Origin of the sequence: Cellulomonas sp. KH9 (genome assembly GCF_900114185.1) — a bacterium.
Lineage (GTDB): Bacteria > Actinomycetota > Actinomycetes > Actinomycetales > Cellulomonadaceae > Cellulomonas.
The window spans coordinates 488,560-503,235 of record NZ_FOSE01000004.1; the positions used below are offsets into that span (position 1 = coordinate 488,560).

The following is a 14,676-nucleotide window of genomic DNA, read 5'->3' on the forward strand; positions in this document are numbered from 1 at the left end:
CAGCGAAATCCCGTCGCGGGCGTCGTACGTGCGTGCGATCCTGGACACAGCCATCCGCCGACGAGAGGACCCGCGTGGACGACCGAGAGCACACCACCGACGAGGCGCAGCAGGCGCCGGCGCGCAGCGCGCAGGAGGTGGCCGACGACGTCGTCGCACGTGTGCTCGCCCGGGCCGGTACCGCGCTGCAGTCCGGCGGGACGTCGCACACCGCCTTCGACGGCGACCAGCTCGACCTCGAGGAGCGCACGTCGCTGCGACGGGTCTCCGGCCTGTCGACCGAGCTCGAGGACGTCTCCGAGGTCGAGTACCGCCAGCTGCGGCTCGAGCGGGTCGTGCTCGTGGGCCTGTGGGGCTCCGGCTCGGTCGAGGACGCCGAGAACTCGCTGCGCGAGCTCGCGGCCCTCGCGGAGACGGCGGGCTCGCAGGTCCTCGACGGGCTGCTGCAGCGACGCCGGACGCCCGACCCCGGCACGTTCCTCGGCTCGGGCAAGGCCGCCGAGCTCGCGACCCTGGTCGCGGCGGTGGGCGCGGACACCGTCGTGGTCGACGGCGAGCTGGCGCCGTCGCAGCGACGCGCGCTGGAGGACGTCGTCAAGGTGAAGGTCGTCGACCGCACCGCGCTGATCCTCGACATCTTCGCCCAGCACGCCAAGTCGCGTGAGGGCAAGGCGCAGGTCGAGCTCGCGCAGCTGGAGTACCTGCTGCCGCGTCTGCGTGGGTGGGGCGAGTCGATGAGCCGCCAGGCCGGTGGCCAGGTCGGCGGCGCCGGCGCGGGCATGGGCTCCCGCGGTCCGGGTGAGACGAAGATCGAGCTGGACCGCCGCCGCATCCGCAACCGGATGGCGAAGCTGCGCCGGGAGATCGCCGCGATGGCACCCGCGCGCGAGACCAAGCGGGCCTCCCGCAAGCGCAACGCCATCCCGTCCGTCGCGATCGCCGGCTACACCAACGCCGGCAAGTCGTCGCTGCTCAACCGGCTGACCCACGCCGGTGTGCTGGTCGAGAACGCGCTCTTCGCGACCCTCGACCCGACGGTGCGCCGCGCGGAGGCCGCCGACGGACGCGTCTACACGCTGGTCGACACGGTCGGGTTCGTGCGTGCCCTGCCGCACCAGCTCGTCGAGGCGTTCCGCTCGACGCTGGAGGAGGTGGCCGACGCCGACCTGATCCTGCACGTGGTGGACGCGGCGCACCCGGACCCCGAGGGGCAGATCGCGGCCGTGCGGCACGTGTTCGCCGACATCCCCGGCGCCATGGACGTGCCCGAGATCATCGTGCTGAACAAGGCCGACCTCGCCTCCCCGGAGGCGGTGGCGCGCCTGCGCTCGCGGGAGGTGCACTCGGTCGTCGTGTCCGCCCACACCGGGGAGGGCATCGAGGAGCTCGGGGCGCTGATCGCCGACCAGCTGCCGCGCCCCGGCGTGCAGGTCGAGGTCGTGGTGCCCTACGCGCGCGGTGACCTCGTCAACCGGGTGCACGAGCACGGCGACATCGACCACGAGGAGCACACGGCCGCCGGCACCCTGCTGCGCGCCCGGGTCGACGCGGGCCTGGCGGCGGAGCTCGAGGCCGTGGCGCGCACGGCCTGACGGCCGACCGGCACGGGTGCGGTACGTCGCGTCCCGGCGGTCGGTCGGGCGCGAGGGGCGTGGGTGCCCGCGACTACGCTGACGCGGTGCCCGACCCCCGACCCGCCTCGTCGACCGACACCGACGACGGCTCCCGCGCCGCGCACGGGGCCGCGGAGGTCGACGAGCTGCTCGACCTGGCCGTCGGGGCGCTCGGCGGCGGGCGGCGCGACGGGCAGCACGCGATGGCGCAGGCCGTGGCCGACGCGCTGCGTACCGGTGAGCACCTGCTCGTGCAGGCCGGCACCGGCACGGGCAAGTCGCTCGGCTACCTCGTGCCCGCCGTGCGCCACGCCGTGCTCGCCGAGGAGCGCGTCGTGGTGTCGACCGCGACGCTGGCGCTGCAGCGCCAGGTGCTCACGCGCGACCTGCCGCTCGTCACCACGGCCCTGGCGTCGCGGCTGCCGCGCCAGGCGCAGATCGCGCTGCTGAAGGGCTGGCACAACTACCTCTGCGTCCACAAGGTCGCCGGCGGCTACCCGTCCGACGACCAGGGCACGCTCTTCGACGTCCCCGAGCGGCCCGGTGCCGCCGAGCACCCGCCGGTGGTCGAGGACGGCGACACCGTGCGCGAGTCGCTGGGCGAGCAGGTGGTCCGCGTGCGCGAGTGGGCGGAGGAGACGACGACGGGCGACCGCGACGACCTCGTCCCCGGCGTGTCCGACCGTGCGTGGCGGCAGGTGTCCGTGACGGCCATGGAGTGCCTCGGCGGGACGTGCCCGATGCTCGCGGAGTGCTTCCCGGAGGCCGCACGGGCGCGCTCCCGGGAGGCGGACGTGGTCGTGACGAACCACGCGATGCTCGGGATCGCCGCGTCGGGCTCGCCCGGTGTGCTGCCGGAGCACCAGGTGGTCGTCGTCGACGAGGCGCACGAGCTGGCCGACCGGGTCACCGCGCAGGCGACGGCCGAGCTGTCCCTGCCGGCGATCGAGCAGGCCGCGCGCATGGCGCGGCGCCACGGGGGCGTCCCCACCACCGACCTGGACACCGCCGGGCAGCACCTCGCCAGTGTCATCGTGCCCCTGCCCGAGGGTCGGTTCCCCCGCGGGCTGCCGGAGGACGTGCGCCTGGCCGTCGCCGCCGTCCGCGACGCGGCGCGCACGCTGCTGACGGCCCTGAAGCCGGAGGCGGGTGCTCGCGACGCCGCGGACGGGGGCCGCAAGATGGCCAACTCCGCGATGCTCCTGCTGTTCGAGGTCGCCGAGCGGATGGCCGCCGACCCCGAGCAGAACGCGTCGACCGTGCTGTGGTGCGCGCGGGGCGAGGACCGCCGCGGCGTCACGACGACGCGGTTGCACGCGGCGCCGCTGGCCGTGGCGGGCCTGGTCCGCAGCAACCTGCTGGCGGGGCGCACGGCGGTGCTGACCTCCGCGACGCTGACGCTCGGCGGCTCGTTCGACCCCGCTGCCCGCTCGGTGGGGCTGGCGGTGCGCCCGGACGCGGCACCCGTCGGGCCGGAGGCCGTGGCCGGTGCCGCGACGACGGGCGTCCCCGCGCCCGGCGGCACGCAGCCGCCACCGGCCGGCGACGAGGTCCTGCGCTGGCGCGGCCTCGACGTGGGCAGCCCGTTCGACTACCCGCGCCAGGGCATCTGCTACATCGCGCGCCGGCTCCCGCCGCCGGGACGCGAGCCGGCCACGGACGCCCAGCTCGACGAGATCGCCACCCTGGTCGAGGCGGCCGGCGGCCGCACGCTCGGCCTGTTCACGTCCCGCCGGGCGGCGACGGTCGCGGCGGAGGCGATGCGCGAGCGGCTGGACGTGCCGGTGCTCCTGCAGGGGGACGACCAGCTCCCGACGCTGGTCGCACGGTTCGCGGCGGACGAGCCGACGTGCCTGTTCGGCACGCTCTCCCTGTGGCAGGGCGTGGACGTGCCGGGCCCGGCCTGCCGGCTCGTCGTCATCGACCGCATCCCCTTCCCGCGTCCCGACGACCCGGTGCGCTCGGCCCGCTCCGACGCGGTGGCCGCTGCGGGCGGCAACGGGTTCATGTCCGTCGCCGCCACCCACGCCGCGCTGCTGCTGGCCCAGGGTGCGGGGCGGCTGGTGCGCTCGGGGGAGGACCGGGGGGTGGTCGCGGTGCTCGACCCGCGGCTGGCGACGGCGCGCTACGGCGAGTTCCTGCAGCGGTCCATGCCGCCGTTCTGGCGGACCACCGACCGCGAGGTGGTGCTCGCCGCGCTGCGCCGGCTCGCCGGTTCGGACTAGCCTCGTGCCTGGGGCGTGCGGACCGGGCGTGCGCGCCCCGTGCTCGGCTCGACGCCCGTGACGAGGGGAAACACCATGGTCGACGCCATCGAGGGCGATGAGTACGCCCTGAGCACGACGCCGTCCGTGCCGCGCCGCACGTCGAAGCTGGGCATCGTCGGCGCGGGTGCGGTGGGCTCGACCATGGCCTACGCCGCCCTGATGCGCGGTGCGGCGCGCACCGTGGCCCTGCTCGACGTCAACCGGGCGAAGGTGGACGCGGAGGTCCTCGACCTGTCGCACGGCATCCAGTTCACGTCGATGGCCGAGGTGATCGGGTCGGACGACGTGGCCGTGATGGCGGACTGCGACATCGTCATGTTCACCGCGGGCGCCAAGCAGAAGCCCGGCCAGACCCGCATCGATCTGGCCGAGGCGACGATCTCCCTGGTCAAGAACGTGCTGTCCGGCATCGTGGAGGTCGCACCGAACGCCGTCTACGTGATGGTGACCAATCCGGTGGACGTCGTGACGTACGCGGCGATGAAGATCTCCGGGCTGCCGCCCGGGCAGATCTTCGGGTCCGGCACCGTGCTCGACTCCTCGCGGCTGCGGTACCTCATCGCGCGGCACACCGGCGTCGCGGTGCAGAACGTGCACGCGTACGTCGCGGGGGAGCACGGCGACACCGAGATCCCGCTGTGGAGCTCGTCGACCATCGGGGCCGTGCCGATCCTCGACTGGGAGGGCACGGGCGGCAACGGCCCCCTGACGCGCGAGGTCCGCGACGCCATCGCGCGGGAGGTCGTCGAGTCCGCCTACCGCATCATCGAGGGCAAGGGCGCGACCAACTACGCGATCGCCCTGGCGGGGTCGCGGATCATCGAGGCCGTGCTCAAGGACGAGCGGCGGATCCTGCCGGTGTCCTCCTTGCTGGACCAGTACCTCGGCATGTCCGACGTCTGCCTCAGCGTGCCCTCGATCGTCGGCGCGGCCGGCGTGCTGGAGCGGCTCGAGGTGCCGATGTCCTCCGACGAGATCATGGGGATGCGGCGCTCGGCGGAGGCCGTCCGGTCGGTCGCCCGCCGCTTCGGCTTCTGACCCCGGACGTCGTCCCCCGCCGCCCGGCAGGGCACCGCCGCCGGGCACGGCCGGTGGCCTGCTCGGGCGGGCGGCGAGGGCCGGCCCCGGCGTGCCGCGGCGTCAGTGCGAGCGCAGGGCGCTGATCAGCTCGGCCTTGCGCATGCCGGAGCGGCCCTCGATGCCGATCTCGGCCGCGCGTCGGCGCAGGTCCGCGAGCGTCCAGTCGTCGTAGTCGCCCGACCGGCCACCCGCGCGGCCGACCGCCGAACGCCCGCGGGCGGCCGCGGCGTTGGCGATGCGCGCGGACTTCTCCTTGCTGTTGCCCTGGTCCCGCAGCTCCTCGTAGAGCTCGGGGTCCTTCACGCTGGGGCCGGGGTCGCGACGTGCGGGCATGGTTCCTCCCTGCGGGCTGGCCGTGCGCCGGGACGTCCGGCGCACGGCCACAGCCTCGCGCGGCGGGCGACCCGCCGCACGGCGACGCGGTCGGGCGGCCGCGCGGGCGCTACAGGCTGCGCAGGACGCTGACGACGCGGCCGAGCACGGTGGCCTCGTCGCCGTCGATCGGTGCGTAGGCCGGGTTGTGGGGGAGCAGCCAGACGTGGCCGTCGGCCCGCTTGAGGGTCTTCACCGTCGCCTCGCCATCGATCATCGCGGCGACGATCTCGCCGTTCTCGGCCACCGGCTGACGACGCACGACGACCCAGTCGCCGTCGCAGATGGCGGCGTCGATCATCGAGTCGCCGGCCACCTTGAGCAGGAAGAGCTCACCCTCCCCGACCAGCTGGCGCGGCAGGGGGAAGACGTCCTCCACGACCTGCTCGGCGAGGATCGGCCCGCCGGCGGCGATCCGGCCCACGACGGGCACGTACGACGGGGCGGGGGTGCCGTCGCGCTCGGGCAGCTCGGGGTCGGGCGCGGGGCCGTCCGTGCGGGCGCCCCAGCGTGCGACGCTGCGCGCGTCGTCCGGCTGCACGACCTCGATGGCGCGCGGTCGGTGCGGGTCGCGCCGCAGGTAGCCCTTGCGCTCGAGCGCGGTGAGCTGGTGCTTGACGCTGGACGGGCTGGTGAGCCCGACGGCGTCACCGATCTCCCGCATGCTCGGCGGGTAGCCGCGCTGCTCGACCGAGGCGCGCACGGTCTCCAGGACGAGGCGCTGCCGCGTCGTCAGCCCGTCGCCCGGGACCTCCTCGGCGTCGGTGGGGGACGCAGCCGCGGCGGCGGCCCGCCCCCGGGCCTGCGTCGTCGAGCCGTGCTGCACGTCCACTGCGCCTCCTGCGTCGGTCGACGCGGGGCCCGGGGCGGGACCCGCGTGCGCCGGGCGCCGCCACCCGCGCCGACCCTCGCCCTCGGGGGGACGAGCTCCGGCGACGGTCGCCGCCTCCGACGTCGCCGGGGCGATGTCGGAGGTCGGTGGTGCACTCGTCGCAGCACTCACCCTAGGGGCGGGGGGTGGACGGATCAAACATCTGTTCGATCGTGTCTCGACGCGTGTCGGTCCGGTCTGGTAGACATCGTACAAGCGTTCGACGAACAGGTGTTCGACGAGGGCGGATGGACGCCGGTTTCCTGGCCGAGGCCGAGGACCGGGGTCGACGACGAGAGGAGCGCAGGATGACCGCGATGACGACGTCACGGACGGTGCGAGCGACAGCAGGTGCTCGTCCGGTGCGTCCGGCACCCGTGGTCCAGGGCGCGCGCCCGCGTGCTGCTCAGCCGACGGGGTCCTCGTCGACGCTGCACCTGACACGCCGCGGCCGGGTCGTCGTCTGGACGCTGGCTGCGGTGGTGGCGCTCGGCGTCGGCGGTGCCGCCGGGGCGTGGGCCGACGGGACCGCGGCCGCGCCCGAGGTGCGGCGCGTCGTGGTCGCACCCGGGGACACCCTGTGGGGGATCGCCGCGGACGCCGCCTCGCCGGGTCAGGACGTGCGGGACGTCGTCCTCGAGCTGATGGCGCTGAACGAGCTGCCCTCCGGCGGGGTGCAGGCCGGCCAGACGGTGGTCGTGCCGGCGCGCTGAGCGCACGGTGAGGGGTGCAGGAACGTCACGCGGCCGGGCGGGACCGGCCGTCGCGGGCCGCCGGCGGCGCCCATCGCGCCCCGTCGGCGGCAGGGATGTTGCGGCGGCAGGCCGTACCGCTTAGCGTCGCGTGCGTCCGCGCGGCACTGTCGAGGCGGACGTCATCTGCGCCACGCCGAGAGGTCCGCTGTGCACTGTCCCTTCTGCCGGCATCCCGACTCCCGTGTGGTCGACTCCCGCACCTCCGACGACGGGTCCTCGATCCGGCGTCGCCGCCAGTGCCCGAGCTGCCACCGTCGGTTCACCACCGTCGAGACCGCCAGCCTGTCCGTGGTCAAGCGGTCCGGTGCCACCGAGCCGTTCAGCCGCGAGAAGATCGCCAACGGTGTCCGCAAGGCGTGCCAGGGGCGACCCGTGAGCGAGGACGACCTCGCGCTGCTCGCGCAGAAGGTCGAGGAGAGCCTGCGCACGTCCGGCTCGGCCGAGATCGACGCCTACGAGATCGGCCTGGCGATCCTCGGTCCGCTGCGTGAGCTCGACGAGGTCGCCTACCTCCGGTTCGCCAGCGTGTACCAGGCGTTCGACTCCCTGGAGGACTTCGAGACCGCGATCTCGGGTCTGCGTGCCGAGCACCGAGCGCGCGAGGGCGAGGGCGACGCACCCTCCGGGCCGCCGCCGAGCGGGGTCTGACCCGCCGTCCGGCGTGCCCCGCAGGAATGGGCTGGCGTGGACGGCCGCGGTCGACCACGCTGGGACCGCCGGTGTGACCACGCCGGCGAGCGGGAGGACATGCACATGACCCAGGACGATCAGCCGTCGGCAGTCAGCGACGAGGCCAAGGAGAAGTTCCGGGCCGCGCTCGAGCACAAGAAGGCCCAGGGCCACCGCAGTGCGGACGGCAGCCGCAACACCGGCGCCGTCCACGGCGCGGAGACGGCGGGGCCGGTCCAGCGTCGGTTCCAGCGCAAGTCCGGCTCGGCCTGACCGGTCCGGGACCGGCAGCGAGCACCAGGGGGCCGCGCAGCATCTGCTGCGCGGCCCCCTGCGTCGTCCTCTGCGTCCCCCGGCGTCGTCGGCGCGGACGTCGCCGTCCGGGCCCGCGGGCACGGACGGGCGTCCGGCCCGCTCAGTCGAGCAGGCGCAGCCGCAGCGACTCCGGGCGGCCGCGCAGCACGTCGGCCACCTCCTGCGGGACGGGCGACGCCACGTCGGTGACCACGTAGCCGAGCTCGCCGCGGGTGGCGAGCAGCTGGCCCTCGATGTTGACGCCGTGCTCGGCGAGGGTCGCGTTGATCGTCGCCAGGACGCCCGGCACGTTGCGGTGCAGGTAGGCGATGCGGTGCGCGTCCGGGCGCTGGTCGAGCGCGAGGTTCGGGAGGTTCACCGACAGGTTCGTCGAGCCGGTCGCCAGGTAGTCGCGCACCTTGTTGGCGACGAACTGGCCGATGGCGGCCTGCGCCTCCTCGGTCGACCCGCCGGTGTGCGGCGTGAGGATGACGTTGGGCAGGCCCCGCAGCTCGGACTCGAACGGGTCGCCCTTGCGCTTGGGCTCGGTCGGGAAGACGTCGACCGCTGCGCCCGCGACGTGGCCCGACAGCACGGCGTCGCGCAACGCGGCGTAGTCGACCACGAACCCGCGGGACAGGTTGAGGAAGATCGAGCCGGGCCGCATGCGGGCGATCTGCTTGGCGCCGAACATGCCGGCGTTCCCCGCCCGCCCGTCGACGTGGAGCGTGACGACGTCCGCGGCCTCGAGCAGCTCGTCGAGGGTGTCCATACGGCGCGCGTTGCCGAGCGCCAGCTTCTCGGCGGTGTCGTAGAACACGACGGACATGCCGAGGTTCTCGGCGAGCACGGACAGCTGCGTGCCGATGTTGCCGTAGCCGATGATGCCGAGCGTGCGGCCCCGCACCTCGTGCGCGCCGGTGGCCGACTTGTTCCAGACGCCCGCGTGCATCTCCTTGTCGAAGACGGTCAGGCGGCGCGTCAGCGAGATGATGTCGGCGATCGCGATCTCCACGACGGACCGTGTGTTGGAGAACGGTGCGTTGAACACGGCGATGCCGTGGCCGGCGGCGGCCTGCAGGTCGATCTGGTTGGTGCCGATGCAGAACGCGCCCACGACCTCCAGGTCGGGGGCGGCTGCCAGCACCTCGGCGGGCACGTCGGTCTTGGACCGGATCCCCAGCACCTGGACACCGGCCAGGGCCTCGACGAGCTCGGCCTCGTCGAGCGCGCCGGTGCGCGTCACGACGTCGAAGCCGGCGGACTCGAGGATGGTCCGGGCGTGCGGGTGGAGGTTCTCGAGGAGCAGGGCGGTGGGCACGCCTCATGGTGCTCCCGTCCGCGGCGTGGACCAAAGCCGTCCCGAGGGCCGGGACGCCGCCGCCCGGACACCGGGTGCCCGGGGGGAGCGGTGCCCCGGGGCCGCGAGCGGCGAGGTCCACCGGCGACCCGCCGGTCGGGCTCAGGGCTGCCCGGCGAACCCCGCGGGCAGGTCCCGGGCGTGCAGCACGTGCAGCGCGTGCGTCGGACGCGTCATGGCCACGTACAGGTCGCCGGCCGAGGCGGCGAGGACCTCCGCGGGCTCCACGAGCACGACGACGTCGAACTCGAGCCCCTTGGCCTGGCCCGGCGTCAGCACGACCAGCGGCGCGTGGAGGTCCACCGCGTCGCCCGCGGGGACGTCGCGCCCGGCCGCGACGAGCGTGGCCCGCACCTGCGCGGCGCGCTCCGGCGTGGCCACCACGGCGACCCGTCCGGCACCGGCCGCGTCGCGGACCTCCTCCGTCAGCGCGTCGGCGCGCTCGGCGGCGGTCGCCGCGAGGTGCGCGTCGTCGACGCGGGTGCAGGTGAGCGCGTCGGGGACGTCGCGCGCCGAGGTCTGGGGGCTGACCGGCAGCCCGGCCGCGAGCGCCACCCGGCGGGCCGCGTCCGCGACGACGGCGGGGGTGCGGTAGTTCACCGTGAGCTCGGCCAACCGCCACGACCCGCGCAGCAGCGGGTCCAGCATCGCGGCCCACTCGTGCGTGCCGCCGGCGGCCGAGGTCTGCGCGACGTCGCCGACGATCGTCAGCGACCGCGTGGGGACCCGTCGCAGCAGGGCGCGCCACGCCATGGCGGACAGCTCCTGCGCCTCGTCCACCACGACGTGCCCGTAGGTCCACGCACGGTCCGCCGCGGCGCGCTCGGCCGTGGTGAGCGACGGGCCGCTGCCGGCGAACCGTCCTGCGAGGGTCTCGGCCGAGACGAGGTCGCCCGCACCGGTGCTGCGCAGCACCTGCCGGGCGTACTCCACGTCGGCCGCACGCTGCTCGGCCTCGGCACGCGCCTGGGCACGCGCCGCCTGGTCGTCCTCGCCGAGCAGCTCCGCCGCCTCGTCCAGCAGGGGGACGTCCGCCGGCGTCCACGGGGCGTCGGCCGGCCGCGCCAGCAGCGCGCGCTCCCGGGGCGACAGCTCCGGTGCCGCCGCCTCCAGGCGGTGCGGCTTGGTCCACAGGTCCCGCAGCAGGCCCTGCGGCGTCAGGGGCATCCAGGCGAGGTTGAGGGCCACGCGGATCTCGCGCGTCGTGCGCAGGTCCTCGACGATCTCGGCGCGGTCCTCCGGTGCCACGTCCCCGCCGAGCTGCTGGACGTACTGCTCCGCGAGGCGGCCCAGCATGTCGCGCACGAACGTGACGCGCGCCAGGTTGTGCGGGCGGTGCTGGCGGCGGGCGCGGGCGATCGCGGACGCGACGTCCTGCGGGCGCACCACGACCGTGCGCCCGTCGATGCGCACGCGCGTGGGCTGCTGCGGCACCCGCTGGCGCTGCCGCACCGCACGGGCGACCACCTCCGCCATGACGGTGCTGCCCTTGAGCCGGGCGACCTCGTCGGGCTCGGTGCCGCGGGCCTCGACGCCCGGGAACAGGTCGGCCAGGGTCGCGGTGACGACGCCGGTCTCGCCGAGGGACGGCAGGACCTGGTCGATGTAGTGCAGGAACGTGCGCGACGGCCCGACCAGCAGCACGCCGGAACGCTCCAGCAGCCGGCGGTGGGCGTACAGCAGGTAGGCCGCGCGGTGGAGCGCGACCGCCGTCTTGCCCGTGCCGGGGCCGCCCTGCACGACCAGGGCACCGGCCAGCGGGGACCGGATGATCGCGTCCTGCTCGGCCTGGATGGTGGCGACGATGTCGCCCATGCGCCCCGTGCGGGCGGCGCCCAGCGCGGCCAGGAGAGCACCCTCGCCGGACACGCCGGCCAGCGACGCGGGGTCGACCCCCTGCGCGACGAGCGCGTCGAGGTCCAGCACGTCGTCCTCGAGCCCCGTGACCCGGCGTCCCGCGGTCACCAGGTGGCGGCGGCGCACGACGCCGTCGGGGTGCGCGGCGGTCGCGCGGTAGAACGCCTGCGCGGCGGGTGCGCGCCAGTCGGTGAGCAGCGGTGTCTGCTCCTCGTCCGTCAGCCCGATGCGCCCGATGTAGCGGCGGTCCCCGTCGTGCAGGTCGAGACGGCCGAACGCGAGCCGGTCCTCGACGGCCTCGAGCTGCGCGACCCGGTCCTCGTACAGCGTGGCGAACGCGTCGCGCTCCGAGCGGTTCTGCGGCGAGCCCGACGGTCCCGCACGGCGCACGGCTGCCAGCCGCCGCCGCGCCTGCGCGCGGAGCGTGTCGAGGCGCCCGTACAGGCCGTCGACGACCTGCTGCTCACCGGCCAGCTCGTTGTCGATCGCTGCCACGCGTGCGGACACCCCCGTCACGCCGGGACGGACGCCCGGTCGCCACGCCCCGCACGGACGCGGGACGCACCGCCTCGCGGGCGGCCGTCCATTATCCGCGACCCCGCGCCCCCGTCGCACCGGGCGCGCCGTCACGCGACCGTGACCTCATCCGGGAGTGGTGCGACCAGCCGGAAGCGGTCCCCCTGGCTTACAGTGCGTCCACACCGACGGAAGGACGCATGTGCACGGCTCTGTGGCGCCTGAGCAGGACGTGCGGTCCGGCGCACCCGGGGACGACGACGTGCCCCTGCGCATCCTGGTCGTCGAGGACGACGAGGGCGACGCGGTCCTGGTGCGCGAGCACCTGCAGGACGGTGGCCTGCCGCACGAGACGGTGTGGGTGCGCACGGTCGACGAGGCGCTGCTGCACCTCGACGCGGACTGCGTGCTCCTGGACCTCGGCCTGCCGGACGCGATGGGGCTGAGCGCGCTGCAGCGGGTGCTGGCCGCCGGCGCACCGCCGGTCGTCGTGCTCACCGGCCTGACCGGCACGGACGCCGGGGTCGAGGCGGTCGCCGCCGGCGCCCAGGACTTCCTGGTCAAGGGCGACGTCGACGCGCAGCTGCTGGCCCGTGCCGTGCGCTACGCCGTGCAGCGCCGCCGCCTGGAGGACACCGGCCGGGCGCTCTACCGCAGCCTCGTGCGCGCGGCCGAGACGACCCGCCTGGAGCGGGCGCTGCTGCCGACGCCCGCGGTGAGCGACGACCGGCTCGAGGTGCGGGTCGGCTACCGGGCGGGCCGTGACGGTCTGCTCGGCGGCGACTTCTACGACGTCGTCGAGCGGCCGGACGGCACCGTGCTGGCGATGGTGGGCGACGTCTGCGGCCACGGGCCCGACGAGGCTGCGCTCGGTGCCACCCTGCGGACGGCGTGGCGCACGCTCGTGCTCGCGGGGATCGCCGCCGACGACATCCTGGGCCTGCTGGAGCGTGTGCTCGCCGCCGAGCGCGCGCGACCCGAGGTCTTCACGACCGTCTCGATGCTCGCGGTGCACCCGGACCGGCGCACCGCCGACCTCTACCTCGCCGGGCACCCCGTGCCGCTGCGTCTCGGCACGCCGTCGACGTTGCTGCCGTCCGGCGCCCGCGGTCGGGCGCTCGGCATCCCCGTGGGCGGCGGCTGGCCTCGCCAGCGGCTCGACCTGGGGGACTCCTGGCGGGTCCTGCTCTACACCGACGGCCTGCTGGAGGCCACGGTCGGCGACGGCACGCAGCGGCTGGGCAAGGCCGGCCTGCTCGACGTGGCCGACCGCACCGTGCTGGGCACGGCCGAGTCCGACGGGGCGGTGCGCCCCGACGAGGACCCGGTCCTGGGGCGGATGCTGTCGGCCGTGCGGGCTCGCCACGGGGGCGACCTCGTGGACGACGCCGCCGTCGTGCTCATCGGGTGGGACGGGTGAGCGCCGCCGCGACCACGGCGGGCGCACGGACCGGGAGCACCCTGCGCCGACGCCTGACCGCGCTGCTCGTCACGACCGGGGCGCTGCTGGGGCTGGTGCTCGTCGTCGCGGGGTTCGTGCTGTCCCGTGCGCTGACGTCCCAGCACGAGGTCACCGAGGTGTACTTCGACGCGGTCACGCGCGCCGACTCCGCGTACGTCCGTCTCGTCGACGCCGAGACCGCGGTCCGCGGGTTCGCGCTCACGGGTGACGAGATCACGCTCGAGCCGTACGACCGGTCGCGCGAGGCGGACGTCACGTTCACGGTCCTCGCGGACGAGCTCGCGCAGACCACCCCGGACGCCGAGCTGGTCGCCGACGCGCGCGCCGCGGCGGACGCCGCGGACCGGTGGCACACGGAGTTCGCCCAGCCGATCATCGCGCAGGTCCGCAACCAGGGCGGGGAGGCGGTCTCGGCGACCGAGGTCGAGGCAGGGCGCGTCCTGTTCGACGAGGCCCGCAGCGCGATCGAGGCGTACCTCACCGAGCTCCGCAAGGACCGCGCGACGGCCGTGGCCGAGCTGGAGACCTGGACCGCGGCCACCGGCGCCCTGGTGCTGCTGCTGGTGGCCGGCGCCGTCGCGATGGGCGTCTCGCTGTCGTTCGCGCTGCGCCGCTGGATCCTGCTGCCCTTGACCGACCTCGGGCAGGCGACCCGGGCCGTGACCCAGGGCGACCTCGGCCACGTGGTGCGCGTCGAGGGCCCGGGGGAGATCGAGCAGCTGGCCTCCGACGTCGAGCAGATGCGGCTCGGGCTGGTGACGCAGCTGGCCGAGCTCCGGTCGTCGCGCGAGGAGATCGCCGAGGCCCACCAGCGGCTCACCGAGCAGGCGGAGGAGCTGCGGCGGTCCAACCGCGACCTCGAGCAGTTCGCCTACGTCGCCTCGCACGACCTGCAGGAGCCCTTGCGCAAGGTGGCGAGCTTCACGCAGCTGCTGCAGAAGCGGTACGGCGGCCAGCTCGACGAGCGGGCCGACCAGTACATCGACTTCGCCGTCGACGGCGCCAAGCGCATGCAGCGGCTCATCCAGGACCTGCTCGGGTTCTCCCGTGTCGGGCGCGTCGGCGGCGAGGTCGTCGACGTCGACCTGGCGGCCGCGCTGGCCCGCGCGCAGGACCAGCTCTCCGAGCGCATCGAGGAGTCCGGCGCGGTCGTCACGCACGACGAGCTACCGGTGGTGCGCGGCGAGGAGCCCCTCCTGGTCCAGCTCTTCCAGAACCTCGTCGGGAACGCGGTGAAGTTCCGGCACCCGGACCGCCCGCCGCGCGTGCACGTCAGCGCGCACCGGGTCGAGGGCGCGTGGGAGATCGAGCTGCGGGACAACGGCATCGGCATCGAGGCGCAGTACGTGGAGCGCGTCTTCGTCATCTTCCAGCGCCTGCACGCCAAGGACCTCTACGAGGGGACGGGCATCGGCCTGGCCCTGTGCAAGAAGATCGTCGAGTTCCACGGCGGTCGCATCTGGATCCCCGAGACCGAGCACGAGGGCACCACGATCCGGTGGACCCTGCCCGTCGCGGACGACGAGACCCCCGGTGACGGGGACGAAGGACGGAGCTGAC

12 protein-coding genes are annotated in these 14,676 nt (G+C 75.0%); 8 read left to right on the forward strand and 4 right to left on the reverse strand.

All coding sequences use genetic code 11. The features are described from left to right. Positions 1–74 precede the first annotated feature (74 nt). From hflX to BMZ16_RS15190, 3 genes are all read left to right on the forward strand, one after another. On the forward strand, positions 75–1,592 hold the full coding sequence (gene hflX / locus BMZ16_RS15180; protein WP_089801909.1) for a GTPase HflX: 1,518 nt from the start codon (positions 75–77) through the stop codon (positions 1,590–1,592). A gap of 86 nt (positions 1,593–1,678) precedes the next feature. Continuing rightward, a complete protein-coding gene (locus BMZ16_RS15185; RefSeq protein WP_369822635.1) occupies positions 1,679–3,838 on the forward strand; it encodes an ATP-dependent DNA helicase in 2,160 nt (719 codons plus the stop codon). Between the two features lie 75 nt (positions 3,839–3,913). Then, on the forward strand, positions 3,914–4,918 hold the full coding sequence (locus BMZ16_RS15190; RefSeq protein ID WP_089801912.1) for an L-lactate dehydrogenase: 1,005 nt from the start codon (positions 3,914–3,916) through the stop codon (positions 4,916–4,918). Positions 4,919–5,020: 102 nt separating this feature from the next. Here the strand turns inward: BMZ16_RS15190 and BMZ16_RS15195 are convergent, their stop codons facing one another. Both BMZ16_RS15195 and lexA read right to left on the reverse strand, forming a co-directional pair. Further along, complete coding sequence (locus BMZ16_RS15195) at positions 5,021–5,293, reverse strand: DUF7218 family protein (RefSeq protein WP_089801914.1); 273 nt, start codon at positions 5,291–5,293, stop codon at positions 5,021–5,023. Between the two features lie 109 nt (positions 5,294–5,402). Beyond that, the gene (gene lexA, locus BMZ16_RS15200) at positions 5,403–6,068 is read right to left on the reverse strand and encodes a transcriptional repressor LexA (protein WP_255366742.1); all 666 of its coding nucleotides are present in this window, start codon (positions 6,066–6,068) and stop codon (positions 5,403–5,405) included. 497 nt (positions 6,069–6,565) lie between these two features. Here lexA and BMZ16_RS15205 point away from each other — a divergent pair, with 497 nt between their 5' ends. From BMZ16_RS15205 to BMZ16_RS15215, 3 genes are all read left to right on the forward strand, one after another. After that, positions 6,566–6,916 (forward strand): LysM peptidoglycan-binding domain-containing protein, encoded by a 351-nt coding sequence (locus BMZ16_RS15205; RefSeq protein ID WP_255366720.1) that lies wholly within the window; start codon positions 6,566–6,568, stop codon positions 6,914–6,916. 189 nt (positions 6,917–7,105) lie between these two features. Beyond that, a complete protein-coding gene (nrdR, locus tag BMZ16_RS15210; protein ID WP_089801918.1) occupies positions 7,106–7,606 on the forward strand; it encodes a transcriptional regulator NrdR in 501 nt (166 codons plus the stop codon). 105 nt (positions 7,607–7,711) lie between these two features. Next, positions 7,712–7,900 (forward strand): DUF5302 domain-containing protein, encoded by a 189-nt coding sequence (locus BMZ16_RS15215; protein ID WP_089802184.1) that lies wholly within the window; start codon positions 7,712–7,714, stop codon positions 7,898–7,900. Between the two features lie 142 nt (positions 7,901–8,042). Here BMZ16_RS15215 and serA read toward each other — a convergent pair whose 3' ends face one another. Further along, a complete protein-coding gene (gene serA / locus BMZ16_RS15220) occupies positions 8,043–9,242 on the reverse strand; it encodes a phosphoglycerate dehydrogenase (RefSeq protein ID WP_089801920.1) in 1,200 nt (399 codons plus the stop codon). Between the two features lie 141 nt (positions 9,243–9,383). Beyond that, positions 9,384–11,633: a HelD family protein gene (locus tag BMZ16_RS15225; RefSeq protein WP_089802186.1), complete on the reverse strand. Its 2,250-nt coding sequence runs from the start codon at positions 11,631–11,633 to the stop codon at positions 9,384–9,386. A gap of 283 nt (positions 11,634–11,916) precedes the next feature. Between BMZ16_RS15225 and BMZ16_RS15230 the strand changes: the two genes are divergently transcribed. After that, positions 11,917–13,074, forward strand: coding sequence for a PP2C family protein-serine/threonine phosphatase (locus BMZ16_RS15230; RefSeq protein ID WP_255366721.1), 1,158 nt, complete (start codon positions 11,917–11,919; stop codon positions 13,072–13,074). Then, positions 13,071–14,675, forward strand: coding sequence for a sensor histidine kinase (locus BMZ16_RS15235; protein WP_089802188.1), 1,605 nt, complete (start codon positions 13,071–13,073; stop codon positions 14,673–14,675). Before BMZ16_RS15230 ends, BMZ16_RS15235 begins: the two co-directional genes overlap by 4 nt. Position 14,676: the final 1 nt, after the last annotated feature.

What these genes read in the sequence shown, in the direction of transcription:
- BMZ16_RS15190 (WP_089801912.1), top strand. Translation starts at nt 3,914, where the DNA reads ATGGTCGACGCCATCGAGGGCGATGAGTACGCCCTGAGCACGACGCCG.
- BMZ16_RS15195 (WP_089801914.1), bottom strand. Translation starts at nt 5,293, where the DNA reads ATGCCCGCACGTCGCGACCCCGGCCCCAGCGTGAAGGACCCCGAGCTC.
- BMZ16_RS15215 (WP_089802184.1), top strand. Translation starts at nt 7,712, where the DNA reads ATGACCCAGGACGATCAGCCGTCGGCAGTCAGCGACGAGGCCAAGGAG.